Annotated in this window: 22 protein-coding genes and 1 pseudogene; 15 read left to right on the top strand and 8 right to left on the bottom strand. The window is 71.6% G+C overall.

Annotated features, from left to right (window positions below; translation table 11 throughout):
• The 7 genes from ACIBCU_RS29755 (at window position 1) to ACIBCU_RS29725 (ending at window position 8,773) form a co-directional block, all read left to right on the top strand.
• Window positions 1–396 (top strand): hypothetical protein, encoded by a 396-nt coding sequence (locus ACIBCU_RS29755; protein ID WP_362942050.1) that lies wholly within the window; start codon window positions 1–3, stop codon window positions 394–396.
• A gap of 36 nt (window positions 397–432) precedes the next feature.
• Entirely contained in the window at window positions 433–1,005 is a 573-nt protein-coding gene (locus ACIBCU_RS29750; RefSeq protein ID WP_362942053.1) for a 2Fe-2S iron-sulfur cluster-binding protein, read from the top strand.
• Complete coding sequence (locus ACIBCU_RS29745; RefSeq protein WP_399235198.1) at window positions 1,002–1,997, top strand: FAD binding domain-containing protein; 996 nt, start codon at window positions 1,002–1,004, stop codon at window positions 1,995–1,997. The genes ACIBCU_RS29750 and ACIBCU_RS29745 overlap by 4 nt, the downstream gene beginning before the upstream one ends.
• Before the next feature lie 44 nt (window positions 1,998–2,041).
• Window positions 2,042–4,138 carry a xanthine dehydrogenase family protein molybdopterin-binding subunit gene (locus tag ACIBCU_RS29740; protein WP_399235197.1) on the top strand — a complete coding sequence of 699 codons (2,097 nt, stop codon included), beginning with the start codon at window positions 2,042–2,044 and terminating at the stop codon, window positions 4,136–4,138.
• Between the two features lie 153 nt (window positions 4,139–4,291).
• Window positions 4,292–4,807 carry an ATP-binding protein gene (locus ACIBCU_RS29735; protein WP_362942062.1) on the top strand — a complete coding sequence of 172 codons (516 nt, stop codon included), beginning with the start codon at window positions 4,292–4,294 and terminating at the stop codon, window positions 4,805–4,807.
• A gap of 149 nt (window positions 4,808–4,956) precedes the next feature.
• Complete coding sequence (locus ACIBCU_RS29730; RefSeq protein ID WP_362942065.1) at window positions 4,957–6,363, top strand: NADP-dependent succinic semialdehyde dehydrogenase; 1,407 nt, start codon at window positions 4,957–4,959, stop codon at window positions 6,361–6,363.
• 22 nt (window positions 6,364–6,385) lie between these two features.
• Window positions 6,386–8,773: a phosphoketolase family protein gene (locus tag ACIBCU_RS29725; protein ID WP_362942067.1), complete on the top strand. Its 2,388-nt coding sequence runs from the start codon at window positions 6,386–6,388 to the stop codon at window positions 8,771–8,773.
• A gap of 81 nt (window positions 8,774–8,854) precedes the next feature.
• Here ACIBCU_RS29725 and ACIBCU_RS29720 read toward each other — a convergent pair whose 3' ends face one another.
• Window positions 8,855–9,262, bottom strand: coding sequence for a hypothetical protein (locus ACIBCU_RS29720; RefSeq protein WP_362942070.1), 408 nt, complete (start codon window positions 9,260–9,262; stop codon window positions 8,855–8,857).
• A 111-nt stretch (window positions 9,263–9,373) separates the two neighbouring features.
• Window positions 9,374–10,489: a chemotaxis protein gene (locus ACIBCU_RS29715; RefSeq protein ID WP_399235194.1), complete on the bottom strand. Its 1,116-nt coding sequence runs from the start codon at window positions 10,487–10,489 to the stop codon at window positions 9,374–9,376.
• Window positions 10,490–10,624: 135 nt separating this feature from the next.
• On the opposite strand from ACIBCU_RS29715, the gene ACIBCU_RS29710 reads away from it, so the two are divergent.
• Together ACIBCU_RS29710 and glsA are read left to right on the top strand one after the other, a co-directional pair.
• The gene (locus ACIBCU_RS29710) at window positions 10,625–11,119 is read left to right on the top strand and encodes a DUF1269 domain-containing protein (RefSeq protein WP_362942076.1); all 495 of its coding nucleotides are present in this window, start codon (window positions 10,625–10,627) and stop codon (window positions 11,117–11,119) included.
• A gap of 64 nt (window positions 11,120–11,183) precedes the next feature.
• Window positions 11,184–12,536: a glutaminase A gene (gene glsA, locus ACIBCU_RS29705; protein ID WP_399235191.1), complete on the top strand. Its 1,353-nt coding sequence runs from the start codon at window positions 11,184–11,186 to the stop codon at window positions 12,534–12,536.
• Between the two features lie 36 nt (window positions 12,537–12,572).
• Here the strand turns inward: glsA and ACIBCU_RS29700 are convergent, their stop codons facing one another.
• The gene (locus ACIBCU_RS29700; RefSeq protein WP_356707269.1) at window positions 12,573–13,025 is read right to left on the bottom strand and encodes an Lrp/AsnC family transcriptional regulator; all 453 of its coding nucleotides are present in this window, start codon (window positions 13,023–13,025) and stop codon (window positions 12,573–12,575) included.
• Between the two features lie 138 nt (window positions 13,026–13,163).
• Between ACIBCU_RS29700 and ACIBCU_RS29695 the strand changes: the two genes are divergently transcribed.
• Window positions 13,164–14,123 (top strand): DMT family transporter, encoded by a 960-nt coding sequence (locus ACIBCU_RS29695; protein ID WP_362942082.1) that lies wholly within the window; start codon window positions 13,164–13,166, stop codon window positions 14,121–14,123.
• Window positions 14,124–14,138: 15 nt separating this feature from the next.
• Here the strand turns inward: ACIBCU_RS29695 and ACIBCU_RS29690 are convergent, their stop codons facing one another.
• Window positions 14,139–14,960 (bottom strand): endonuclease, encoded by an 822-nt coding sequence (locus ACIBCU_RS29690; protein WP_362942085.1) that lies wholly within the window; start codon window positions 14,958–14,960, stop codon window positions 14,139–14,141.
• A 212-nt stretch (window positions 14,961–15,172) separates the two neighbouring features.
• Here ACIBCU_RS29690 and ACIBCU_RS29685 point away from each other — a divergent pair, with 212 nt between their 5' ends.
• From ACIBCU_RS29685 to ACIBCU_RS29670, 4 genes are all read left to right on the top strand, one after another.
• On the top strand, window positions 15,173–15,385 hold the full coding sequence (locus tag ACIBCU_RS29685) for a hypothetical protein (protein WP_362942088.1): 213 nt from the start codon (window positions 15,173–15,175) through the stop codon (window positions 15,383–15,385).
• Window positions 15,386–15,456: 71 nt separating this feature from the next.
• On the top strand, window positions 15,457–16,614 hold the full coding sequence (locus ACIBCU_RS29680; protein WP_399235187.1) for a methyltransferase: 1,158 nt from the start codon (window positions 15,457–15,459) through the stop codon (window positions 16,612–16,614).
• 410 nt (window positions 16,615–17,024) lie between these two features.
• Entirely contained in the window at window positions 17,025–17,915 is an 891-nt protein-coding gene (locus ACIBCU_RS29675) for an oxygenase MpaB family protein (RefSeq protein WP_362942094.1), read from the top strand.
• Between the two features lie 34 nt (window positions 17,916–17,949).
• Entirely contained in the window at window positions 17,950–20,190 is a 2,241-nt protein-coding gene (locus tag ACIBCU_RS29670; protein ID WP_399235185.1) for a tetratricopeptide repeat protein, read from the top strand.
• A 29-nt stretch (window positions 20,191–20,219) separates the two neighbouring features.
• Here the strand turns inward: ACIBCU_RS29670 and ACIBCU_RS29665 are convergent, their stop codons facing one another.
• On the bottom strand, window positions 20,220–20,846 hold the full coding sequence (locus tag ACIBCU_RS29665; RefSeq protein ID WP_399235183.1) for a DinB family protein: 627 nt from the start codon (window positions 20,844–20,846) through the stop codon (window positions 20,220–20,222).
• Window positions 20,847–20,990: 144 nt separating this feature from the next.
• Here ACIBCU_RS29665 and ACIBCU_RS29660 point away from each other — a divergent pair, with 144 nt between their 5' ends.
• Window positions 20,991–22,565: a phytoene desaturase family protein gene (locus ACIBCU_RS29660; protein WP_399235181.1), complete on the top strand. Its 1,575-nt coding sequence runs from the start codon at window positions 20,991–20,993 to the stop codon at window positions 22,563–22,565.
• 9 nt (window positions 22,566–22,574) lie between these two features.
• On the opposite strand, the pseudogene ACIBCU_RS29655 reads toward ACIBCU_RS29660, so the two are convergent.
• The 3 genes and pseudogenes from ACIBCU_RS29655 to ACIBCU_RS29645 form a co-directional block, all read right to left on the bottom strand.
• Window positions 22,575–23,537, bottom strand: a pseudogene (locus tag ACIBCU_RS29655) (acetylxylan esterase).
• 438 nt (window positions 23,538–23,975) lie between these two features.
• On the bottom strand, window positions 23,976–25,367 hold the full coding sequence (locus ACIBCU_RS29650) for an endo-1,4-beta-xylanase (RefSeq protein WP_399235179.1): 1,392 nt from the start codon (window positions 25,365–25,367) through the stop codon (window positions 23,976–23,978).
• Window positions 25,368–25,846: 479 nt separating this feature from the next.
• Complete coding sequence (locus ACIBCU_RS29645) at window positions 25,847–26,254, bottom strand: SIMPL domain-containing protein (RefSeq protein WP_399235177.1); 408 nt, start codon at window positions 26,252–26,254, stop codon at window positions 25,847–25,849.
• Window positions 26,255–26,414 lie beyond the last annotated feature (160 nt).

Here is a 26,414-nt window from a genome sequence, read left to right as displayed (position 1 = left end):
GTGAACAGCACGCAGGAACAGACACAGGAACACCAGGAGAGCGGCGATGTCGTGGTGGCGGTGACCGGCTGCCCGAAGGAGGACGCGCGCACCGTGTTCGACGTGCTGCGCCGTTCCTTCGTCTCCGACCGTCCGGCGGGCGACGCCCCGGAGGACGAGTCGGACACGCGCCCCACCGTGTGGACGGCGACCGTCGACGTCACCGAGACGAAGGCCGGCCCCGGACCCGCGCGGCTCTCCGAGCCCGTGATGGTCGAGGCGCAGGGCGGCTACTGGGCGGTCGACCAGCTCCGCAAGCGGCTGGCGGACTCGTTCACCGTCCAGCTCGTAGGAACAGCGGCCGGCGACCAGGAGCAGGAGATCCGCCTGCGTCTGGAGAGCCACCGTCCCGCGTGACGCCCGCACGAACCGAACCCGGAAGGTAACGCGTACATGAATGCCACCCCGGGGACCGTCGACGCGGATGCGGCGCAGGTGCCGACACCCGACGACTGTTCCACCTTCACCCTGCACGTCAACGGCACGGCACGGACGCTGACGCTCGATCACCGCACCACCCTGCTGGACACCCTGAGGGAGCACCTCGGACTCATGGGCGCGAAGAAGGGCTGCGACCACGGCCAGTGCGGAGCCTGCACGGTGCTCGTCGACGGCCGGCGCGCCAACAGCTGTCTCCTGCTGGCCGTCGCCCAGGAGGACACCCACATCACCACCGTCGAAGGGCTGGCCGATGGCGACCGGCTGCATCCCCTGCAGGCGGCCTTCCTGGAGAGGGACGCGCTCCAGTGCGGCTACTGCACCCCGGGGCAGATCTGCTCGGCGGCCGGCATGCTTCAGGAGGCCGAGGACGGCTTCCCCTCCCACGCCACCCCGCGGCCGGCGCTCGCCGCCGGGGGACCGGCCTCGCTCGACGCGGACGAGATCCGCGAGCGGATGAGCGGCAACCTCTGCCGGTGCGGCGCCTACCCCCACATCGTCGAGGCGATCAAGGACGTGGCCCCGTGAAACCCTTCGCCTATCTGCGCCCCGCCACCGTGACCGAAGCCGTCCGGGCGGGCGCCGGACACCCCGGCGCACGGTTCCTCGGCGGCGGAACCAACCTCGTCGACCTGATGAAACTCGGGGTGGAGTCGCCGGGCCTGCTCGTCGACGTCAGCCGGCTGCCGCTGGACCGGGTGACGCGGACGGACGACGGCGGTCTCCGGATCGGCGCGACCGTGCGCAACAGCGACCTCGCCGCCCACCCCGACGTACGGAGCGGCTATCCCGCCCTGTCGCAGGCCCTGCTGGCCGGTGCGTCCGGGCAGCTCCGCAACACCGCCACCACCGGCGGGAACCTGCTCCAGCGCACCCGGTGCCCGTACTTCCAGGACGTCACCAAGCCCTGCAACAAACGGACACCCGGCTCCGGGTGCCCGGCCCGGGAGGGAGCACACCGCGATCTCGCGGTGCTGGGTCACTCGCAGGACTGCGTCGCCACCAACCCCTCGGACATGGCGGTCGCCCTCGCCGCCCTCGACGCCGCCGTCCTGCTGCACGGACCCGAGGGAGAGCGGACCGTGCCCGTGACCGACTTCCACCGGCTGCCCGGCGACAACCCGGACCAGGACACCGTGATCCGCCCGGGGGAGCTGATCACCGAAGTGGTGCTGCCGCCACCTCCCGCCGGCGCCGTCTCCCTGTACCGCAAGGCCCGGGACCGCGCCTCGTACGCCTTCGCCCTGGCCTCCCTCGCGGCCGTGCTGAGTGTGCGCGACGGCCGCGTCGACCATGCCTCGCTCGCCTTCGGCGGGCTCGCGCACCGGCCGTGGCGTGCCCGGGTGGCCGAGGACATGCTGCGCGGGGCCCCCGCGAACGAGGACACCTTCACGCGCGCGGTGGACGCCGAACTCGCGGCGGCCAGACCCCTGCGCGACAACGGTTTCAAGGTGGACCTGGCCCGCCGGCTGGCCGTCGGCACCCTGGCCGAACTCACCACCGAGGCCGCGGCCGGCTGACCCGCCGTCGCCCCGCACACCCCCACGAACCGAGGACTTCCGTCATGAGCGACTCCCCCCGGGCGCTGGGCGCGCCCGTAGTCCGCCGCGAGGGCCGGGACAAGGTCACCGGCACCGCACTTTATGCCGCGGAGCACACCGCTCCGGGCTGTCTGTACGGCTGGATCGTCCCCGCCACCGTCGCGAGCGGGCGCGTCACCGCGATCCGTACCGCCGACGCGCTCGCGGTGCCGGGGGTGCACACCGTCCTGACCCAGGACAACGCGCCGCGGCTGAAGGAGCCCGACGACCCGATCCTCGCCGTGCTCCAGGACGACCGGGTGCCGCACCGGGGCTGGCCCGTCGCCCTCGTCCTGGCGGAGAGCCTGGAATCCGCGCGGGCCGGCTCGGAGGCCGTGCACGTCGAATACGCCTCCACCGGGCACGATGTCGTCCTCACCGGGGACCACCCGGGCCTCTACACCCCGGAGGAGGCGAACGGCGGCTACCCGGCTCTTCGCGAACGCGGCGACGCCGTGCGCGCCTTCGACGCCGCACCCGTGCGGATCGACGCCACCTACACACTGCGGGGGCTGCACAACCACCCCATGGAGCCGCACGCCTCCACCGCGCGGTGGGCCGACGGACACCTGACCGTCCACGACTCCAGCCAGGGAGCGACCGCCGTCCGTGAAAGCCTCGCCTCGGCCCTCGGGCTCGACCCGGACCGCATCACCGTCATCTCCGAACACGTCGGTGGCGGCTTCGGCTCCAAGGGCACTCCACGCCCCCAGGCCGTCCTCGCCGCGATGGCCGCGCGCCACACCGGTCTCCCGGTCCAGCTCGCCCTGCCCCGGCGGTACATGCCGGCGATCGTCGGGCACCGGGCCCCCACCCTGCAGCGGGTCCGGCTGGGCGCCGACCGCGACGGCGTCCTCTCCAGCGTCTCCCACGAGATCGTCACGCACACCTCGCGGATCAAGGAGTTCGTCGAGCAGGCCGCCGTACCCGCCCGCATCATGTACGCCTCGCCCCACAGCCGCACGGAGCACCGGGTGGCGGCACTCGACGTGCCCAGCCCGTCCTGGATGCGCGCACCGGGGGAAGCCTCGGGGATGTACGCCCTGGAGTCGGCCATGGACGAACTGGCGAACGCCCTCGGCCTCGACCCCGTCGAGCTCAGGCTGCGCAACGAACCGCAGACCGAGCCCGACAGCGGGCGCCCGTTCAGCAGCCGCAACCTCGCCGCCTGTCTGAGTGAGGGCGCCCGGCGCTTCGGCTGGCACGACCGGGACCCGCAGCCCGCCACCCGTGAGGACGGGCCCTGGCTGCTCGGCACGGGGGTCGCCTGCGCGACATACCCCGTACTCGTGTCGAAGGCGGCAGCCTCGGCGCAGGCCGCTCACGACGGCTCCTACCGCGTCGGGGTCAACGCCACCGACATCGGCACCGGCGCCCGTACCGTCCTGGCGCAGATCGCCGCCTCGGTCCTGGACACACCCCAGGAGAACGTGACGATCGACATCGGCAACAGCGATCTGCCCGGTGCACCCGTCGCGGGCGGCTCCTCGGGCACGGCCTCCTGGGGCTCCGCGGTGCACAAGGCGGCCACCGCCCTGGTGCGCCGGCTCGAAGGGCGCACCGGCCCGCTCCCGCCGGAGGGCGTCACCGTCACCGCTGACACCGGCGAGGAGACGGCGCAGGAATCCCCGTACGCACGGCACGCCTTCGGCGCCCACTTCGCCGAGGTGGCGGTCGACTCCCTCACCGGCGAGGTCCGGGTGCGCAGACTGCTCGGCGTGTACGCCGCCGGACGCATCCTCAACTCCCGTACGGCACGCTCCCAGTTCATCGGCGGGATGGTCATGGGCCTCGGCATGGCCCTCACCGAGGGCAGCACCATGGACCCCGCCTTCGGGGACTTCACCGAGAGCGACCTGGCCTCGTACCACGTGCCGTCCTGCGCCGACGTCCCCGACATCCAGGCGCACTGGATCGACGAGGACGACCCGCACCTCAACCCGATGGGCAGCAAGGGCATCGGCGAGATCGGCATCGTCGGAACCGCGGCCGCGATCGGGAACGCCGTGCGTCACGCCACCGGCGCCCGGGTGCGCGAACTGCCCCTCACCCCGGACAAACTGCTGCCCTACCTGCCGTGATGTCCGGTGCCCGGCTCCCTCGGTTGCGCAACCGGCCCCCTCGGGTCACCCTGATGAGTGACCCAGAAGTGATTACTGCTCACGCTTCGTGTTCGGGGGTCGTTGGTTCGAACGGGGTGAAGCACGTGAGCCTCGCGGTGAGGAGCCTCGACGATGACCGTTCCACTCGACCGGCACTATCTGGTCGAACTGCAGGTGTCGGCAGAGCGCATTTCCCAGCTGCGGCGCATAGTCGCCGCACACCTTCGTCACTGGAGTCTCGACCTGCACGTCCGGCCGGTGTGCCGGGCCGCGGAGGAGCTTCTGACGAACGTCCAGCGACATGTCGGCGACGACAACCACTGCGTCGTCGAGCTCCGCTGGAGCGGCCGGCACCTGACGGTGTCCGTGGCCGACAACGATTCCCGGATGCCCCGGCTGCTCGACGGCGGTGGCGGCGGCCTCAGCCGGGTCATGGCCCTCAGCGACAGCTGGGGCACCTGCCGGACCACCGAAGGCAAGGTCGTGTGGTTCACGCGCTACGCCGAGACGCCGTGCACCACCGGACTGCTGCCGCGTACGCCGCTCCCCGGCGGGCGTACGTTCCTCAGCGGCCCTGTGGACGTAGGCGGCCAGGTTGCCGGGAGCAGCCCGGCGGTCGAAAGCGGCCCGGTGGCCGAACTCGTGTGACGAACAGCCCGGTGCCGGCCCGGCCGGCGCGGACGGTGTGCCCGCGGCACGCATGATCCGCGCCGGCCGGGTACGTGTGCGTGAGGAGTCGCGTTGCGCGCTGCGGCGTGGCGCGGCACGGTCGAAGAACAACGCAAGGAGGCACTGCCATGCCCATCGCGACGGTCAATCCCGCGAATGGCGAGACGCTCAGGACATTCGACGCGCTGGACGAGCGGGAGACCGAGCGCAGGCTCGCCGCCGCGCACCGCGCGTTCCGCAGCTACCGCACCACGGACTTCGCGGAGCGCGCCCGCCTGCTGAACCGGGCCGCCGATCTCCTCGACGAGGACCAGCAGGACATCGCCCGCACCATGACCACCGAGATGGGCAAGCCGGTCAAGGCCGCCCGTGCCGAGGCCGCCAAGTGCGCCAAGGCGATGCGCTGGTACGCGGCCAACGCCGAGCGCCTGCTGGCCGACGAGCACCCCGACGAGACCGACGTCAAGGACTCCGGTGCCTCCCGCGCCCGGGTGCACCACCGGCCGCTGGGCGTCGTGCTCGCTGTGATGCCGTGGAACTTCCCGCTCTGGCAGGTCATGCGCTTCGCCGCGCCGGCCCTCATGGCGGGCAACACCGGCCTCCTCAAGCACGCATCGAACGTGCCGCAGACCGCCCTGTACATCGAGGACCTGTTCACCAGGGCCGGGTTCCCCGCCGGCTGCTTCCAGACGCTCCTCATCGGCTCGGGCGCCGTCGAGGCCGTCCTGCGTGACCCCCGGGTCGCCGCGGCGACACTCACCGGCAGCGAACCGGCGGGCCGCTCGGTCGCCTCCGTCGCCGGCGACGAGGTGAAGAAGACCGTGCTGGAACTCGGAGGAAGCGATCCCTACGTCGTCCTTTCCTCCGCGGACGTCGAGAAGGCCGCCGGGACCGCGGTGACCGCCCGCGTCCAGAACAACGGCCAGTCGTGTATCGCCGCCAAGCGCTTCATCGTCCACGCGGACGTCTACGACGCCTTCACCGAGCGGTTCACCGCCGGGATGCGCGCGCTGACCGTCGGCGACCCGCTGGAGGAGTCCACCGACGTGGGGCCCCTCTCCAGCGAACAGGGCCGCACCGACCTGGAGGAGCTCGTCGAGGACGCCCTCGGCAAGGGTGCCACCGCGCTGTGCGGCGGCGGCCGGCCCGACGGGCTGGACCGCGGCTGGTTCTACGAGCCCACCGTGCTCACCGGGATCACCCCGGACATGCGCATCCACCGCGAGGAGACCTTCGGCCCGGTCGCCACGCTCTACCGGGTGACGGACCTCGACGAGGCCGTGGATCTCGCCAACGACACACCCTTCGGGCTCAGCTCCAACGTCTGGACGCGTGACCAGGGGGAGATGGACCGCTGCGTGCGCGACCTGGAGGCCGGCGGGGTGTTCTTCAACGGCATGACGGCCTCCCACCCCGCGCTGCCGTTCGGCGGGGTGAAGCGCTCCGGCTACGGGCGGGAGCTGGCGGGACACGGCATCCGCGAGTTCTGCAACGCCACCACCGTCTGGTACGGCCCCGACCCGGACGCCCGCTAGTCCTGCCCCAGGGAGACGCCTGATGACCGATGCCCGAACACCGGCCGGGGCAACCACCCTGTCCGACACCGAGACCGCCGCACTCGACGCCCACTGGCGTGCCGCCAACTATCTCGCCGTCGGCCAGATCTACCTGATGGCCAACCCCCTCCTCGAGGAGCCACTGGCCCCCGAGCACATCAAACCGAGGCTCCTCGGCCACTGGGGCACCTCGCCAGGGCTGAACCTGGTCCACACCCATCTCAACAGGGTCGTCAAGGCACGGAACCGGCAGGCCCTCTGTGTCTGGGGACCCGGCCACGGCGGCCCCGCCGTCCTCGCCAACTCCTGGCTGGAGGGCAGCTATTCGGAGACCTACCCCGACGTCAGCCGGGACCGCGCCGGAATGGGAGCCCTGTTCAAGCAGTTCTCCTTCCCCGGCGGTGTGCCCAGCCACGTCGCCCCGGAGACCCCGGGTTCCATCCATGAGGGCGGCGAGCTGGGATACGCGCTCACCCACGCCTACGGAGCGGCCTTCGACCACCCGGAGCTGCTCGTCGCCTGCGTCGTCGGGGACGGAGAGGCGGAGACGGGGCCGCTGGCCGCGTCCTGGCACTCGAACAAGTTCCTCGACCCCGTCCACGACGGTGCCGTCCTGCCGATCCTCCATCTCAACGGATACAAGATCGCGAACCCGACGGTGCTCGCCCGGCTGCCCGAGGACGAACTCGACGCGCTCCTGCGTGGATACGGCCACGACCCGGTCTACGTCGAAGGCGACGAGCCCGCAGCGGTCCACCGCGCGCTGGCCGCCGCCATGGATCTCGCCGTGGCCCGCATCGAGGAGTACCAGCGAGCGGCCCGCGCCGAGGGCGTTTCCGCGAGGCCCCGGTGGCCGATGATCGTGCTGCGCACCCCCAAGGGCTGGACAGGGCCCGAGGAGGTGGACGGCCTCCCCGTCGAGAACACCTGGCGCGCTCACCAGGTCCCGCTGCCCGGGGTCCGGGACAACCCCGACCACCTGCGCCAGCTGGAGGAGTGGATGCGCTCCTACCGGCCCGAGGAGCTCTTCGACTCCGAGGGCCGCCCCACCGCCCAGGTCCTGGACTGCGTCCCCGAGGGCGCCGCCCGGCTCGGCTCCACGCCGTACGCCAACGGCGGGCTGCTCCTGCGCGATCTGCCGCTCCCTCCGCTCGAGGACCACGCGGTGCGGGTCGACAAGCCGGGAACCGGCGTGCACGAGCCCACCCGGGTCCTGGGCGGACTCCTCGAAGACGTCATGGCGGCCACCGCCGACCGCAGGAACTTCCGTGTGGTGGGCCCCGACGAGACCGAGTCCAACCGCCTGGGCGCGCTCTACGAAGCCACCGGCAAGGCATGGCAGGCGGAGATCCTCCCGACCGACGAGCATCTGGCCCGCGACGGCCGGGTGATGGAAGTGCTCTCGGAACACCTCTGCCAGGGCTGGCTGGAGGGATATCTCCTCACCGGGCGGCACGGGCTGTTCTCCTCGTACGAGGCCTTCGCCCATATCGTCGACTCGATGGTCAACCAGCACATCAAGTGGCTGCGCACCTCGCGCAGGCTGCACTGGCGCGCGCCCATCGCCTCCCTGAACTACCTGCTCACCTCGCACGTCTGGCGTCAGGACCACAACGGCTTCTCGCACCAGGACCCGGGGTTCGTCGACCACATCCTCAACAAGAGTCCTGAGGTCGTCCGGGTCTATCTGCCGCCGGACGCCAACACGCTGCTGTCCACCGCCGACCATGTGCTGCGCAGCCGCGACTACGTCAATGTGATCGTCGCCGGCAAGCAGCCCGGCTTCGACTGGCTGACCCTCGACGAGGCCAGGGCGCACTGCGCCCGGGGAGCCGGGGTGTGGGAATGGGCCGGCACCGAGGACGGCAGCCGCGAGCCCGACGTCGTGCTGGCCTGCGCCGGGGACGTACCCACGCTGGAGACGATGGCCGCGGCCGGGCTGCTGCGGCGTCACCTCCCGGAGCTCGCCGTGCGTGTGGTCAACGTGGTCGACATGACGCGGCTGCTGCCTCACGAGGAGCACCCGCACGGGATGCCGGACGCGGAGTACGACTCCCTCTTCACCCGGGACAAGCCCGTGATCTTCGCCTACCACGGCTATCCCTGGCTGGTGCACCGGCTCGCGTACCGGCGAGCGGGCCACGCCCATCTGCATGTCCGGGGTTACAAGGAGGAGGGGACCACCACCACGCCGTTCGACATGGTGGTCCGCAACGACCTGGACCGCTACCGGCTGGTCATGGATGTGGTCGACCGGGTGCCCGGTCTGGGGGTCCGCGCCGTCGCCGTCCGGCAGGCGATGGCGGACGTACGCACCCGCCACCACGACTGGATCCGGGAGCACGGAACGGACCTGCCCGAGGTGGCCGACTGGACCTGGGAGGGCTGAACGCGGGGGCGGTGTGCCCCGGCGACGCACTCCGGCCGGCCCGCTTCCCCGCGGGCCGGCCGGAGTGCGTGAGGCGGAGGCTCAGTTCACGGTCGTGCGGACGACCGGCGAGACAGCGCCACCGCCGACGATCCGGAGGGCGTTCTCGCCCTTGATGCCCAGCTTCACGCGGAGGGTGTACTCGCCGCTGGGGGCGGTCCTCATCGTGGCGGGCAGGGACACCCAGCGCTTGCCCTGCTTCTGCTGAAGGGTGACCGGGGTGCGGGCGCCGACGTTCCGGGCGGAGCCGTGGATGCGGAACTCCTCCCATGCCGTCACGGTGCGGGCGGTCGCGTGGGCGGAGAGGGCCGGACGGGCCGCCATGTCCTGCGCGCGCTCCCCGGACGGCGGGGCGGGGACCCCGGACGACGCCGCGGCCCCGCCCACCGCGCCGGCCAGTGCCACCGCTGTCAGCAGGGCCGCCGCCGATGCGCGCCTGAATCGGTCCATGAATGGCTCTCCTTCGTGCACGACGTGATCAATGGGATCAACGCGTCGAGATCAACTTCGGAGTGCCAAACCTAGACAAAATTCACATAATCATCACGTAGGGACACGCGGTCAGAAGCGAAGGACCGCTGCGAGCCGGTTGTGGTCCGCGAGGGAGTCGTCGGCGACGAAGGCCACCTCGCACCCCTTGTCCAGTGCCGACTCGACGAGCTCGTCGACGATGTCCTCCCGGACCTGGCCGTCCGTCGACGGTGTGACGTCAGGACCCACCGGCTCCAGGTGTCCGTCGGTGACCCTGACCGTCTGCTCGAAGTGCTCCTCGACGGCGACCAGGCCCGCCCGGCCCTCCCGTACGGCCAGCCACACCTCGTCGAGTCCGCCGGCGAAGGAGCGGCTGCTGTGGGCCTTGTCGAGCCTGCCCTTGATCCGCGCCGCGGCCTGCTTCCGCCAGTCCGCCAGTGCCGGTGCCAGCTCCTTGGCCAGTTCCGGGGCTGTCGTGTCGGCGGTCGTCCCCTTCGCGACCCTGCCGACGGCCGGCTTCGCGCTCTCGCCCACCTCGTCGAGCAGGGAGAGCGCCGGTGCGAGGCCGACCAGGAACAGCGGGCGCGGGTCCGCCGCCAGGACCGCGCGCAGCGACTCGTCGACCGTGCGCAGGAAGTTGCGCGCGTCCTCGCTGCTGTAGGTGCTCGGGGTGTCGCCGATCCGCTCCTCGCGCTGCGGGTTGGGCTCCTCGTGGGGGGCCGTGAGCGGGAATCCGTCCCTCTTCTCGGGCCGCAGGCCGTCGTTCGTCCCGGAGAACAGGGAGGCGTGCTCCGCGGACAAGGTGAGGACCCAGAACAGCTGTGCTCCCGCCTTCGCCGCGACCAGGTTGCGGGTGAGGTAGCTGTCGCTCAGGACCACTCGTTCGGGGGCGGTGCGCGGCAGCTGCCAGATCTGGTACTCGTCGGTGTCGGCGAGGATGACGAGGGCGTCGAGGGCGCGGCGCTGGTCCACCTCGGCCACCGCGCGGTCGAGTTGCGCCTTCACCGCTGCCCGGGCCTCGTGGGTCACCCGGGGGTCGGCGTCCAGCCGGTTGCCGGCCTCGGTCACGAGATTCCGCAGCCGTACGGCGTCCTGGGCGTTGTCCGGCGCGCGTCGGTGGGTCGGCATCGTCAGCGACAGAGCCGGATAGGGCCTGGTCGCGCGAAGTTCCTGCAGCAGGCCGGGCGTCAGGGCGTCCGTATCCATCGTTCCCTCCCGGAGGGTTCGGGGTCCGCGGTGCTGGAGCCGCCCCTCGTGCGGAGCGGTCGTTCGACGAGTCAATTCATACCTTTTGATCCTAATATGGGCGAATTGTCCCCTGTGTTTTCGGAGGTAGGTGCGATGTCAACGCTCACGGTGTGGAAGTTCCGGACGGCCGAAGCCGCGGAGAACGTGGAGACCGCTCTGAAGTCCCTCCAGAAGGAGGGCCTGGTCAAGATCCTCGACGCCGCGGTCGTGACCTGGCCGGCCGGGCGTTCCAAGCCGAAGACCAAGCAGTTGATCAACCTCGTCGGCGCGGGCGCGCTGAGCGGCACCTTCTGGGGAATGCTCTTCGGGCTCATCTTCCTGATGCCTCTGCTGGGCGCGGCCATCGGAGCCGCCGCCGGTGCGCTCGGCGGAAGGCTCGCGGACGTGGGCATCGACGACGAGTTCATCGCCGAGGTCAAGGAGAGGGTGACGCCCGGGACCTCGGCGCTGTTCCTGCTCACCATGGACGAGGTGCCCAGCCGCATCAGCGAGTCGCTGCCCGGTGGCGGCGCCGAGCTGCTGCACAGCAACCTCGACGCGGAGCGTGAGGCCAAGCTCCGCGAGATCTTCGGCGACGACGCGGAATGATGACGGAGGGGCCGCTCCTCGCACGGCCCGCCGGTGGCCCCGGGCGGCATCCGGCGGGCCCCCGATGAGCGCTTCCGAGGCCGTCACGGACGCGCTGCGCGAGCTCCACGGACGCTTCGCCGGCGTACGCGAAGGGCGGCGCGCCACCTACATCCCGGAGTTGGCCGGGTCCGACCCCGACGACTTCGGGCTCGCCCTCGTCAGCATGGACGGGCACGCCTACAGCGCGGGTGCGGCGGACACCCCCTTCACCCTGCAGTCGGTCTCCAAGCCCTTCGTCTACGCCCTCGCCCTCGCCTCCCTCGGCCTCGACGAGGTGGGCCGCTGGGTGGGCGCCGAACCGAGCGGCGAGGCATTCAACGCCATCAGCCTGGAACCCGGCACCGGCCGGCCGGCCAACGCGATGGTCAACGCCGGCGCCATCGTCACCACCGCCCTGGTCCCCGACAGCCGCGAGGCGCCCGCCTTCCAGCGCGTCCTGACCTGTCTGAGCCGGTTCGCCGGGCGGAAGCTGGATGTCGACGAGGACGTGTACGCCTCCGAGGCCGCGACCGGGGACCGCAACCGGGCGCTCGCCTACCTCGTCCGCAGCACGGGGACTCTGCCCGTCGACCCGGTGGCCGCGGTGGACACCTACTTCCGGCAGTGCGCGGTGCGGGCCACCGCCCTCGACCTCGCCGTGATGGCCGCCACCCTGGCGCACGGCGGTGTCAATCCGGTCACCGGGGAGAGGGTCGTCTCCCCGGGGGTCGCGGCGCAGGTCCTCGCGGTCATGGCCACCTGCGGGATGTACGACGGCTCCGGCGACTGGCTGCTGAGGGTCGGGCTGCCCGCCAAGAGCGGTGTGTCCGGCGGGCTGATCGCCGCCGGACCGGCCCGCTTCGGCCTGGCCGCCTACAGTCCGCTGCTCGACGGGGCAGGCACGTCGGTACGCGGCCGGGCGGCGCTCGGCGAACTCTCGGAACGCCTCGGACTCCACCTCATGAGGAACCCGGCGCTGCCCGGGTCCACCGTCACGCTGGTCACCACCGCCGATGTGCTGCCCTCGGCGCCCTCCGGCAGGCGGGAGCGGGCGCTGCACGAGCGCGTGGGCGTCGTCGCCGCCCAGGGGGCGCTCGATTTCACCGCCGCCGAGCGCGTGCTGTACGCGCTGGACGAGTCGGGCCCGGAGCGGGCCGGGGCGGTGGTGCTCGACCTGCGGGAGGTGACCGGCGCCGATTCCCTCGCCCTCGCTCTGCTGCACTCCGGCCTGTCCCGGCTCGCCCGGGAGGGGCGGCGCGCGGCCGTCGTCGACCCGGGCGACCGGCTGGGGCCGCCGGATCTGGTCCGGGAGCGGACCGGCCAGGACCTGCCGCGCTTCGCCACCCGCGAGGAGGCCGTCGAGCACGGCGCGCAGGCCATGGCCGGACCGGGCTGAGCCGGGCGCGGCCCCTCCCGGCGAGGGGGCGGAGCCTCACATCGGCCCGACGACCGTCTTGCGCTTGTGCGCGTAGACCACCGATGTCCGTACGTCGGCGAGTTCCGGACGCTTCGTCAGCTTGTCGAGGACCACCGCGTGCAGATGGTCGGTGTCCCGGACGGCGACGTGCACAAGGAAGTCGTCGTTCCCGGTGAGGACGAAGAGCGAGATCACCTCGGGCATCCGCTCCAGGAAGGCCTGGAAGGCCTCGATCACCGCTCGCGTCGGCGGGCGGACCCGTACGGCGATGACCGCCTCCAGTCCCCGGCCGATCGCCGCGAGGTCGGCCTCGGCGTGAAACCCCGTCAGGATCCCGCGCTCCCGCAGTGACCGGATCCGCTCCAGACAGGTGGAAGGCGCGATGCCGAGCGCTTGGGCCATGTCCCGGTTGGTGCGCCGACCGTCCTCCTGGAGCATCCGTACCAACGCCGAATCTAGTTCGTCCACGATCGCCTCACTCTGCCGATTTCCGAAGGTAATTCGGATTCTAAGCGACATCATCGGTGATCTTGTTAGCCTCCTCCGCGATCGACCGATGTTGGTTCGGGGACCGGTGTCTCCGGTGAGGGAGAGAGGCGACTTCGGATGCATGAGGGAGGGCCCGGGGTGCGGGCGGTGGTCGCGGTCGTGGTGGCCGCGCTGTTCTGGAGCAGTTCGTACGCGGTGACGAAGCAACTGCTGGACGATGTGGGGCCGCTCAGCATCGGCGCGATCAGATTCACCCTGGCGGCTTTGCTGCTGGGCGTCATGGTGCGGCTGAGCCGGCGTCGTCCGGCACGGCCGGACGCGCGGCAGCGGTGGCAGCTTCACCTGAGCGGATTCCTCGGAATCACCGTCTACTTCGTCCTGGAGAACGTGGGCGTCGATCTGTCCACGGCGTCCGACGCGTCGCTGATCGTGGCGACCTATCCGCTGATGACGATGCTGCTGGAACTGGTCGTCCTCCGTGCCCGGATGCCGCTGCCGCGCCTGGCGGGCGTCCTGCTGGCCACCGTCGGCGCCTTCCTCGTCGTACGCAACGGGGCTCAGGTCGGCGGGAGTTCACGGTGGGCGGGAGACGTCCTCCTGCTGCTGGGCGGGCTGGCCTGGGCCGGCTACAACGTGCTCGGCAAGCGCGCGAGTGCGGGCCTGGACGCCCTGAGCGTCACGTACTACCAGACCCTGGCGGGTGCGGGCGGCTTCCTCGCCGCCTCCCTGCTGGAGGCGGGTGAGTGGCGCGTGCCGGATCTCACCGCCTCGGCGCTGCTCGTCCATCTGGCCGTGGCGTGCTCGGTCGGCGGCTTCCTGCTCTACAACTACGGCCTGCGCAGGATGGCGTCGAGCGTCGCCGTGAACATCCTCAATCTGGTACCGGTCTTCGGCGTGATCGGCGCCGTCGTGATCAACGGGGAGTCGGTCCGGCCGGCCCAGGCGGTGGGCGGCGCCGTCATCATCGCCGGGGTGGCGCTGGGCATGATCGAGCGGGGGCGGCGGCCCGCGGTGGAGCCGGAGGGGCCCGGAGCCGCCGTACCGGCGGCCCCGGACGTGGCCGGCGGAGCCCGATAGCCCCCTGCCGGCCTTCTACCAGATGGCCTCGACCCACTCGGGGTGGTCGATGAACGGGTTCCGGTTGTGCTGGAACTGGTCGAATATGACCTCGTTGCGGTTCTGCTCGAAACTGTCCGGCGGGTCCTCCTGGCTCCACTGCTTCAGCACGGAGAGCCGCCCGATGTTCGGGGCCGACCCGTTGCTCACGCTGTCGTTCGGCTCCAGGTCGGCGAAGGAGTCGTCGCCCTCGTACCGCACCGCCATGTAGAGGATCATCCGGGCGACATCACCCTTGACCGCGTCGCGCGGTTCGAAGGAGTCACCGTCGGTGTAGTTGCCGGGCGCCCCGGAGACGGCGCTGCCGCCGTTGTCGAAGTCCTTGTTGCCGCGGGTGGAGTTGACCTGGACATCCTCGGGGCGCAGGTGGTGGATGTCGGTGCCGGGGCCGGTCGCGGTGCCGAAGTCGCCGTGGGACTTGGCCCAGACGTGCTCCCGGTTCCAGTCGCCGGTGTCGCCCCCGTTCTCACTCTTGGACTGGGAGCGGCCCGTGTAGAGGAGGATCACGTTTGAGGAGTTGGCGGGGTCCTCGTCGGTCGCCTTGAGCGCGTCCCAGACCTGGCTGTAGGAGAGCGTGGTCTGCTCGCTGATGATCGAGTGCAGCGAGCTCTTGAGAGCGGTGCCCGTCTTGCCCAGAGCGTCCTGGTAGTAGGTGTCGTCGAGCGTGGCGGCCGGGGAAGACGATCCGGCGGTCGTGGGGGTCGCGGCGGGCGCGGTGGCCGCGACGCCTGTGAGAACGACGATCGATGCGGCTGTGGCGAGTAGTGGACGCGCGTAGAAACGGCGACGACTGGACATGTGGGGTGTCCTCTCCGGGGTGGCGGAACGCTGTCGTGATGGCCGGACGTTGACTGCTCGGTCGGGAGCCTTCCACACGCACGGTGCCGGTCGTGTGAACGTTGCGTATTCATCATGTGCAGGTCAAGTGACACCTCTTCCGGCCGTGCCGGGGCATCGGATGCGGGGATGTCGCCCCGGCGCGAGAATTGCCGCAAGGACGAGGAGGCGGTATGAGCGAAGAGTCCGAATCCGTATCCGTATCCGTGCCGGAAGTGCGGGGGGTGACCCCTGACCGTCTGCTGCACACCGGAGGCGGCGATCAGCCCACCGCGGAGGATCTGGTGCTCGCCTCCGGGCGGGATCTGACCCCCGAGAGCCTGGAGTGGGCACAGCGCAGGCTGTCCGAGGAAGGCCGCTCCGCCATGGACAAGCGGCTCCCCTAGGACCCGTGGGACACCGTTGGGGCGGGGAGCGTGCGGAGTGCTCCCCGCCACTCGGTTAGCCTGAACGCAATATGAACCGTTTGACGACGTCACAGGGCGAATTCGATCTCGCCCGCTTTCCCGAGAACCCGCGCGACCCGTTCCGTGCGTGGGACGCCGCCGACGAGTACCTGCTGCGGCGGCTGGAGGGAGCGGAGGGGAGCGAACCGGTCCGCCCGACCGGCACCGTGGCCGTCGTCGGCGACCGCTGGGGCGCTCTCGCCACCGTGCTGGCCGCGCACAGCCCCGTACAGATCACCGACTCGTACCTCGCCCGGCGGGCCACCCAGGCCAATCTCGCGCGCAACGGCGCCGCTCCGGACTCGGTGCGCATGCTGTCGGTCCGCGACACCCCGCCGGACCGCGTCGATCTGCTGCTCGTGCGGGTCCCCAAGAGCCTCGCGCTCCTGGAGGACCAGCTCCACAGGCTCGCGCCCGCCGTGCACGCGGGGACCGTCGTCATCGGCACCGGCATGGTGAAGGAGATCCACACCTCCACCCTCAAGCTGTTCGAGCGGATCATCGGCCCCACGCGCACCTCCCTCGCGGTGAAGAAGGCGCGCCTCATCTTCTGCACCCCGGACGCGTCCCTGCCCAGGACCCCCAGCCCCTGGCCCCACCGCTACGACCTGCCCGACGACGTCGGCGCGGTCTCGGGCCGTACGGTCACCAATCACGCCGGGATCTTCTGCGCCGAACGCCTGGACATCGGCACCCGCTTCTTCCTGAAGCACCTCCCGCAGCGGACGGGGTCCGACCGCGTCGTCGACCTCGGCTGCGGAAACGGCGTCCTGGGTACGTCGGCGTCGCTCGCCAACCCCGACGCCACGGTCACCTTCGTCGACGAGTCGTATCAGGCCGTCGCCTCCGCCGAGGCGACCTTCCACGACAACGTGGGGGCGGACGCCAAGGCCGAGTTCGTGGTCGGCGACGGGATGGCGGACATGTCCCCGGCAAGCGTGGACCTGGTCCTCTGCAACCCGCCGTTCCACTCGCACCAGGCGGTCACGGACGCCACGGCCCGGAACATGTTCCACGGAGCGCGTGCCGCGCTGCGCCAGGGCGGGGAGCTGTGGGTCGTCGGCAACCGGCACCTCGCCTACCACACCCAGCTGCGCCGGATCTTCGGCAACTGCGTCACCGTCGCGGGCGACCCGAAGTTCGTGGTGCTGCGGGCCGTCAAGCGCTGACCGGCGTCAGGGGAGGTCGTCCCGGCCCAGCCCGGACGGCACCTCGGGCACCCGCGCGTCCCAGTCGGGCGGTGGTCCGGGTTCGGGCTCCGGGGGCTTCCCCTTCCGTGGCGCGGGCTCCCGCACTCCGGGCTCCTCCCGCTCGCTCGCCGGGGGAGCCGGGCAGCTCCGCCGCGGGCTAGGGAGCCGCTGCACATCCGCCCTGGCGGCAGAACCCGAGGTTCTGCTCCACCACCAGCCCCCACCTGGGCACGGCCCCACCCCTCCCCGGGACGTGCGCGCTTGCGGTATGCATGTAACAGCGCCGGGACGTCATCCTACGAGTCACGATCTTCCCGGCACGTCCGCGCCCGGCACGACGACCCGGCCCAGAGGCCCGGTTCCGCCGCCGAACGGGAAGGCACGAGCCGATGAACGATCGAGACCCGGGACTGTTCGGCCCCGGCTCCGTCACCTGGCAGATGCACGGGGACCCCATGATGTGGGTGGCCGGTGTCCGCGCCCTCCATCTCCAGGCGCTCCACCCGCGCGCCGTGCGCGGCGTCACGCAGAATTCCGACTTCCGCCAGGACGCCTGGGGCCGTCTGCTGCGTACGGCCGACTTCGTCGGCGCCCTGACCTACGACAGCACGCGGGACGCCGAGAAGTACGGGGCGCGCGTCCGCAAGATCCATCGGCTCCTCAAGGCCACCGACCCGGTGACCGGCGAGGTGTACGGCATCGACGAACCCCAGCTGCTGCTCTGGGTGCACTGCGCCGAGGTCGACTCCTACCTCCAGGTCGAACGCCGCTCCGGCTTCCCGCTCAGCGACGCCCAGGCCGACCGCTACGTGGACGAGCAGCGTGAGGGTGCCCGTCTCGTCGGTCTCGATCCGTCCGACGTCCCCGCCACGACCGCTGCCCTGGCCGCCTACTTCGAACAGGTCAGGCCCCAACTCGCCGCGGGCCGGGAGGCGTCGGACGTCGACGCCTTCCTGCGTAACCCGCCGGTACCCGCCCTGCTGGTCCCGGCGCGCGCCCTGCTCTGGCGACGCGTGGCCGCGCTCGCCTACGACTCCCTGCCCGCGTACGCCCATGAGCTGTACGGCAGGGCCGCACCGCCCCCGGCAGCGGTCGACCGCCGCCTGCGCACCATGGGAACCGCCCTGCGCGCCGTCCCCGCCCGCCTCCGCTGGCGACTGCCGCCCGGCCACATTGTGAAGGCGATGGCACGACTCGGCCCGGGGAGCCGACCCGCCCCGTACAAACTCCGCAGACAGGGAGCCATACTGGACGGGCCGGGGAGGGCGCAGCAGCGGTAGCGGGCAGCGAAGCAAACGGGGGCGACAACAGGCGATGGCGGACACCAGGCTGATCCAGAGCCGGTACCGGCTGCTCGATCTGATCGGGCGCGGAGGCATGGGCGAGGTGTGGCGCGCGCGCGACGAATCGCTGGGCCGGCAGGTGGCCGTCAAGTGCCTGAAACCGATGGGGCCCCAGCACGACCAGGCCTTCACCCGCATACTGCGCGAGCGCTTCCGCCGGGAGGCGCGGGTGGCCGCGGCACTCCAGCACCGCGGGGTCACCGTCGTCCACGACTTCGGTGAGTCGGACGGCGTCCTCTACCTCGTCATGGAGCTCCTGGAGGGACGCAACCTCAGCCAGCTTCTGGAGGACAACAAGCAGCACCCGCTGCCGGTGGCCGACGTCGTGGACATCGCCGACCAGGTCGCCGACGCACTCGGCTACACCCACCAGCAGGGCATCGTGCACCGCGACCTCAAGCCCGCGAACATCATGCGGCTCGACGACGGTGCAGTGAAGATCTGCGACTTCGGCATCGCCAGGCTCGGCCACGACATCGGCTTCAGCTCGCGCCTCACCGGTACCGGCATCGCCATGGGTACCCCGCACTACATGTCACCCGAGCAGATCAGCGGCGGGGAGGTCGACCACCGCAGCGATCTCTACTCGCTGGGCTGCGTGCTGTACGAAATCGCCACGGGCGTACCGCCGTTCGACATGGACGACGCCTGGGCCGTGCTCGTCGGGCACCGCGACACCGCTCCCGAGCCGCCGCGCACCCACCGGGCCGAGCTCCCGAAATTCTTCGACAGGGTCGTCCTGGACCTGCTGGCCAAGACGCCCGGTGGACGACCGGCCGACGCCCGCGACCTTCGGCAGCGCATCGCACTCGGGCGCACCGGTGAGCAGCCGGAGACAGGACAGGTCCGGCTCGCCCCTCCCGTCCCGGTCCAGCACCCCGGTGGCAGCGCGCCCCGACTGCCCTCCTGGACGCGCGACATGACCACCGGTCACAAGGCGACCGGCGCGTCGTACACGGGCACGGCCGCCATCGACCACGCGGCCGCGCTGACCGGGGCATGGACCACCGGGACCGGTCATGCTCCCGCCGGGGGGCCACAGTCCGGCGGCCGCCCCACCCCGCCGCCCGGACTGCTCGCCACCCTGGCCGGCCGGCACAGCGCGGGACTCGACCTGGCGCGGCTGGGGCACTGGGAGGAGGCCGGCGAGGTACACCGAGCGGTCGCCACCGAACGCGAACAGGCTCTCGGTCCCGACCACCCCGACACCCTCGCCAGCAGGTACGAGGTCGGATTCACCCTCAGCCGCACCGGACGGGCCGCCGACGCGCTGCGGGAGTTCGCCCGGGTCGCCGACGGCCGCGAACGCACTCTGGGCCCCGACCACCCCGAGACCCTCGCGGCCCGGCAGGAGACGGCGTACGTCCTCGGCCAGCTCGGCCGCCACTTCGAGGCCCACCAGGTCTACGCCTCGGTGCTCGCCTCGCGGGAGCGCTCCATGGGGCCGGAGCACCCCGACACCCTGCGCTGCCGCCACAATCTCGCCTTCAACCTCAGCAGGCTCGGCCGCCTGGAGGACTCGTACCGCATGGCCCGCGAGGTTGCGGCGGCCCGCGGCCGTCTGCTCGGCGCGACGCACCCGGACACCCTGGTCACGTTGTACGAAGTGGCGTACACACTCGGCCGCCTGGACCGCTGGACCGAGGCCCTGCAGACCTACCGCGACGTGGCGCAGGGCCGCGCCGCAGCGCTCGGCCCCGACCACCCCGACACCCTGTCCGCGCGTTACGAGGTGGGCATCAGCCTCGGCAGGCTGGGCCGCAGCGCCGAGGCGCTGGAGCTCTACCGCGCCCTGGTCGAGGACCGCACCCGGGTCGGCGGCCCGGCCGACCCCGAGACGCTGCGCGCCCGGCACGGGCTCGGCGTCAACCTGGGGCGGATGGCGCGCTGGGAGGAGGCGCTCGACGAGTCACGCGAGGTCTGCGCGATCCGGGAACACACCCTGGGCCCCGACCACCCCGACACCCTGGTCAGCCGCCGCGAGGTGGCCGTGGGGCTGGGCTGGCTCGGCCGCTGGGCCGAGGCGCTCACCGACTACCGCACGGTCGCCGAGATCCGCGAACGGGTGCTGGGCGCCGACCACCCCGACACCCTCGCCGGCCGCAACGACGAGGCGCACTGCCTGGAACAGCTCGGCCGCAGTACGGAGGCGGTGGACCTCTACCGGCGGGTCGCCGACCTCCGGAGGCAGCGCGGGATGCCGCCGCACTGAACGCGGGGACCGGGCGGGCCGACGGGCCGTCAGGCCAGGCCGCTCCGTACGCGGTAGAGGTCCCGCAGCAGTGCGATCTCCGCTCCGTGGTGCAGCAGCTCCTGGTTGACCCACCACACGGTGTCCAGGAAGGGGTCCTCCGGGTCGCTGCCGTACGGATAGGTGCTGTACCCGACCGAGTCGAGGGCCGCGTCGTCGGCGCCGAGCAGGGCCGCACGCCACGCGTCCGCCGACGCGCCGAAGTCATCGAGGGCCCCCGCCGCGTCCCCCACCACGCGGTAGTCCTCCCGGGTGAGGCTGTGGCTCCCCGCCGTGTGATCGGCGCGCAGCGCCAGCAGCTCGCTGAGGTGGCTCAGCCGCCAAGCGAGGGTGGTGAAGGGCGGTGGTGACGGATGCGGGAAGGGCGCCGTGTCGCGTCCCCACTCACCCGCACCGGTCAGGACGGTCGCGCCCCGCCCGGGACCCGCGCTCCGGAGGCGGACCGACCAGCAGTCCGGCACCGGCTCCCACCGGTACTCCTCGTCGGTCAGCGCGGGGACCTCCACGTCCGTGCCGTTGCCGCTGTCCACCAACGGACCCGAGAGCCGTCGGGTGAGCCGTTCGCGCGCCCAGTCGAACTGCTCCAGCAACGGGATCAGACGGGCGGGTGCGTTCACGATTTCTCCTGTGCCGGGCGCGGGAAGACGGGGGTCCGGGCAGCACCCTGCCACAGAGCTCGCCGGGGCCCCACGGGTTTTCGCCGTCCACGCCCCGACCCGTGACCCCTGTCCAGAGGCGATCATCCCGTGTTACGAAGGGGCATGCCCGCAGACGAGACGTCCTCACCCGGCACCCCCGCGCACCCCTCCTACGACGCGGTGATCGTCGGCGGCGGCCACAACGGCCTGGTCGCCGCCGCCTACCTCGCCCGCGCCGGGCAGTCCGTACTCGTCCTCGAGCGTCTCGGCGGCACCGGGGGAGCGGCCGTGTCGACCCGCCCCTTCGAAGGGATCGACGCCCGGCTCTCCCGCTACTCCTACCTCGTCTCGCTCCTCCCGCAGAAGATCGTCCGCGAGCTCGGCCTCGACTTCGCCGTACGGAAGCGGACCGTCTCCTCGTACACCCCGACGGTGCGCGGCGGCCGGCCCACCGGACTGCTCGTCGGCGGTGACCGCACCCGGGAGTCCTTCGCCGCGCTCACCGGCGACGGCCGGGAGTACGAGGCCTGGCAGCGCTTCTACGGGATGACGGGCCGCGTCGCCGAGCGGGTGTTCCCCACGCTCACCGAACCCCTGCCGGCCCGCGAGGACCTGAGGGCACGTGTGGACGACTCGGATGCCTGGCGCATGCTGTTCGAGGAGCCCATCGGCGTCGCCGTCGAGGAGAACTTCGCCGACGACCTCGTCCGCGGAGTCGTGCTCACCGACGCGCTGATCGGGACCTTCGCCGATGCCCACGACCCGTCCCTGGTCCAGAACCGCTGCTTCCTCTACCACGTGATCGGCAATTCCACGGGGGACTGGGACGTCCCGGTCGGCGGCATGGGCGCGCTCACCGACGCCCTGGCCGGTGCGGCCCGCGCGGCGGGAGCCGAGATCCGCGTGCTGCACGAGGCGACCCGTATCGAGACCGACGGCACCCGCGCCGAGGTCACCGTCCGCTCGCCCGACGGGGAACATGTCGTCGGCGCGCGCCGGGTCCTGGTCAACGCGTCGCCGCAGGCGCTGGCCGAGCTCCTCGGAGAGGTGCCGCCGGCCCCGGCCGAGGGCGCCCAGCTGAAGGTGAACATGCTGCTCACCCGGCTGCCGAGGCTGCGTGACCACTCGGTCGACCCGCACCGGGCGTTCGCCGGAACCTTCCACATCGCCGAGGGGTACGAGCAACTGGCCACCGCCTATCGTGAGGCGGCGGCCGGACGTCCGCCCGGCGCCCCGCCCTCCGAGATCTACTGCCACTCGCTGACCGACCCCTCGATCCTCGGCCCCGACCTCGCGGCACGCGGCTACCAGACCCTCACCCTGTTCGGCCTGCACACCCCCGCCCGGCTGTTCGCGGCGGACAACAGGGCGACGCGGGAAGCCCTGCTCGGGGCCACCCTGGCCGAACTCGACGCCCATCTCGAGGAGCCTGTCACCGAGTGTCTGGCCCTCGACGCAGACGGCCGGCCGTGCATCGAGGCGAAGACACCCCTCGACCTGGAGCGCGACCTGAGGCTTCCCGGCGGCCACATCTTCCACCGGGACCTCTCCTTCCCCTACGTCACCGGGGAGACGGGCCGCTGGGGCGTGGAGACCGCCCACGCCAACGTCCTGCTGTGCGGGGCGGGCGCCGTGCGCGGCGGCGGGGTCAGCGGGGTGCCCGGCCACAACGCCGCCATGGCGGCGCTGGGCCGGTGACCGGAGCCCCTACTGACCGAACACCCCGCGCAGCGCCCCGAGCTTGCGCGGCAGGTCGTACTCGGCGCCGCCCTCGTGACCGTTGTACGGGAACACCTCCAGCTCGGCGGGGCCCGCGTAGGCGTGGTACGCCGCGAACACCGTCGACGACGGACAGATCCGGTCCATCAGGCCCACCGAGAACCACGCCGGGGCCGTGGCCCTCGCCGCGAAGTTGACCCCGTCGAAGTAGGAGAGGGTCTGCATCGCCTCCTCGATCCGGAAGCGGTGCCCGGACAGCCAGCGCGCGATCTCCGCGTACGGACCCGAGTCCGTGATCTGCGAGCCGCGCCGGAAGTGGCAGAGGAACGGCACATCCGCCACGGCCGCCGTCACGTCGTCACGCAGCCCTGCGACGGCGAGCGCGAGTCCGCCTCCCTGGCTGCCGCCGAGCACCGCGACCCGCGAGGGGTCCACGGCCTCGTGGGCCCTCACCGCGTCGACCGCGCGCACGGCGTCGGTGATGAGGCGCCGGTAGTAGTGCCGGGACGGGTCCTCGATGCCACGGGTGAGGAAGCCGGGGGAGGAGGAGCCGTGTCCGTCCGGGCCGAGGTCCGGGGTGTCCGCGGTGTTCTTTCCGCCGCCGCCCTGGCCCCGGTTGTCCATCACCAGATGGGCGTAGCCGAGAGCGCTCCAGGTCAGCCAGGAGTACGGGATGCCCCGGCCGCCGTTCTACCCGATGTACTGCACCACGGCCGGCAGCGGACCCGAGCGGACGCGCGGCAGCATCAGCCAGGCCTTCACCGGCTGCCCGCCCCAGCCGGTGAACGTCACGTCGTACACGTCCACGGTGGCGAACCCGGCGTCGTACGGGACGAACTCGGCGTCCAGGCCGTGACGTGCGCTCTCGCCGAGCGTCTTCTCCCAGAACGTGTCGAAGTCGGCGGGCTCCTCGGGCTCCGGCCGGTACTCCCGCAGCCTCTCCAGGGGCATGTCGAACAGCAAGGGTCTAGCTCCTCTTCAGGGTGAGGTTCAGGGTCGCGCCGTGCAGGCCGGCCGCTGCCCCGGCTGGTGGTGCGCGAAGCGACGGCACCGGCACCGGCACCGGTACCGGGCGGGGCCGGGATTCCGGCCGGATCCGCCGACCCGTCGGCTTCCACCGTCCCTTCCCCGTCCACCACCTCGCCGGCACTCACCGCCACGGGAGCCGGCCGCGCGGGCCCAGGGTGACCGGACGGACGACGCCCCGCCCCGCCCCGTCGGCCGACAGGGCGGGGCGGGGCGTCGTGGGAGGACGGGGCAGCGAGTGCGGGCTCGTCACGCCCCGTCCCGTCCGGCCGGAGGGGACGGAGGGGACGGAGGGGGTGCGGCCCCGCCGCGCCCGGTTCCGGCCGGGGTCCCTCCTGGTGACGAGGAGGTGGTGCGGGGTGGTCAGGAAGCGGTGCAGGCTCCCACGACCGGTGCCGAGGTGTTGCCGTTCGTCGTGACGGTGAACCCGAAGCTCGTCGAGGCGCCTGCCGCCAGCGTCCCGTTCCAGGCGGGCTTGACCGTCATCACGTCGCCCGACGTGGTGGCCGTGCCGTTCCAGACGGCGGAGACCTTCTGGGGCGAGGGCACGGTCACCGGAACCGTCCAGGCACTGATGCCCGACCCGCCGGCCTTGACGGTCACCTGGCCGTTGTAGCCCCCGTTCCACGTCGAGGTCTGGGTGTACGTCGCCGTGCAGGCGCCGGTGCCGCCGCCGTCCTCACCGCCGTCGTTCCCGCCTCCGCCGGAGCCGCCGAGCGCGGCGAGCACCGCGTCGTAGGCCGGCTTCTTGTTGTAGTCACCGTCGAAGAGCAGCGGGGTGCCGCTGCTGCGCCACGAGTACTTGTCCGTGACCCCCCAGACGGTCATGCCCGTGCACCGCGTGACGGCCAGGCAGGCGTTCACCACCCTGGTGTAGTTCGCGGCCTGAGCCGATCCGGAGCCCTCGATGTCCAGCTCGGTGATCTGCACGTCGACACCGAGGTCGGCGAAGCGCTGCAGGTTGGCCTGGAAGTCGGAGGGGACGGGCGAGTTGCTGTTGAAGTGCGACTGGAAGCCCACGCAGTCGATCGGGACACCGCGCTGCTTGAAGTCCTTCACCATGTCGTAGACCGCGTTGCTCTTCGCGTTCTGACCGTCGGTGTTGTAGTCGTTGTAGCAGAGCTTGGCGCCGGCATCGACCGTACGAGCGGTGCGGAACGCCTCCTCTATGAAGCCGTTGCCGAGCTTGTCCTGGAACGGCGAACTGCGCCGGGCCCCGCTGTTGCCGTCCTGGTAGGCCTCGTTCACCACGTCCCACGAGTGGATCTTGCCCTTGTAGTGGGTCATCACCTGGGTGATGTGGTTGTTCATGGCGGAGCGGAGATCCGTGGCGCCCAGGCCGCTCACCCAGCCCGGCAGCTGCGAATGCCACACGAGGGTGTGGCCCCTGACCTTCATCCCCTTGCTCTGCGCATGACTGACGATCTGGTCGGCCGCCGAGAAGTTGAACGAGTTGCGGGAGCTCTCTACGGCGTCCCACTTCATCTCGTTCTCGGGCGTCACCGAGTCGAACTGGGCGTCGAGCGTCGACGCGTACGCCGCCTCGCCGAGGTGGTTGGCCGCCACCGCCGTGCCGAAGTAGCGGCCCTTCGCCGCCGCGGCGTCGCCGAGAGCTCCGACGGCATGGGCGTTGCCGGCGAGCGCGACGACACCGGCTGCGGCGAGGACGCCCGCCGTGACGAGGGACAGTGCCCGTCTGGCACGGGCCGGCAGGTGCGAGCGGGCGGGGGCGCCGCCTGGGGGAATCTGGGCCATCACGTTTCCAGCCTCTTCTTCCGGTTGCCGGGCGGGTCGAACTGGACGCCCGGACAGGGGGATTCGGACCGTTCGATGTGCTGTCGAGCCATCGGCGTACACGCCGGTGGGGCGTCCGTCGACGGAAGGACGAGCTGCGGAACAAGGGGAGCGAGGGAGAGTATGCGCCCCGTGAGAAGTCGCGTCAACGCTGCATTTCCGAAATATTTCCGAGTGAACTCCCGCTCATTTGAGGGCAGTTGGCCATTCTGCCTGCATGTACGGGGAATCAGAGAGGCTGTTCGGGGTCGGATTCGCGAAGACTCCGGCAATCGAGCTCGGGCATGACGAAATACGTTCAGACATCATGGCGAAACTTTCGAACCGCTCCCATGGCGGGGAAGATGCTCCGGATCCGGCGGGAAATGAGGAAGCGCGGGCCCCCGGGGGAGGCCCGCGCTTGGTCTCGCGCCGGTGCGGATTTCCCGGCGCGGGTGTCCTCAGCCGCCGATGAGTGAGAGGCCGAGGACGACCCCAGCCGAGACGGTCACCTTGCCGGGTGACAGATCGCCTTCGCCGCCGCCGCTCCGGTGGCTGTTGTGGCTGCGGTAGCTCTGCACCTGTTCCGCGTCCACGTCCTTGATGTGGATGACGGGCCCGAGCTGCGCTCCGGCCGCCTCCGCGTACAGAGCCGCCTTCTCCTGCGCCGCGGCCACGGCCGCCGTGCGCGCACGGGCGCGCAGTTCCCTCTTCGCGGGTATGTCGAACTCGACACCCTTGACCTCGTTGGTCCCGGCGTCGACGACGTCGATGAGTACGGTCTCCCGGAGATCCAGCTCGCGCAGCTCGATCACGAAGGAGGCCGTGCACTCGTAACCGAGGAACGTGCGCTCACTGCCGTGCTCCACTGCGACGACAGGTTCAGCCTCGAGGTCGACACGGCGGCCTCCGGCGTGACGTGGAGGCGTGCCAGGCCGGGTGCGGCGTCGACGCTCGCCGCTCCGAACACCGACACGCCCCACGGGGTGTCTGTGGACTGGGTTCCCTTCATGCCGGTCATCCAACCAG

Source organism: Streptomyces sp. NPDC051064 (assembly GCF_044455985.1).
Lineage (GTDB): Bacteria > Actinomycetota > Actinomycetes > Streptomycetales > Streptomycetaceae > Streptomyces.
The sequence above is the reverse complement of the archived record's forward strand: the minus strand, read 5'-3'. Positions and strand labels throughout refer to the sequence as shown.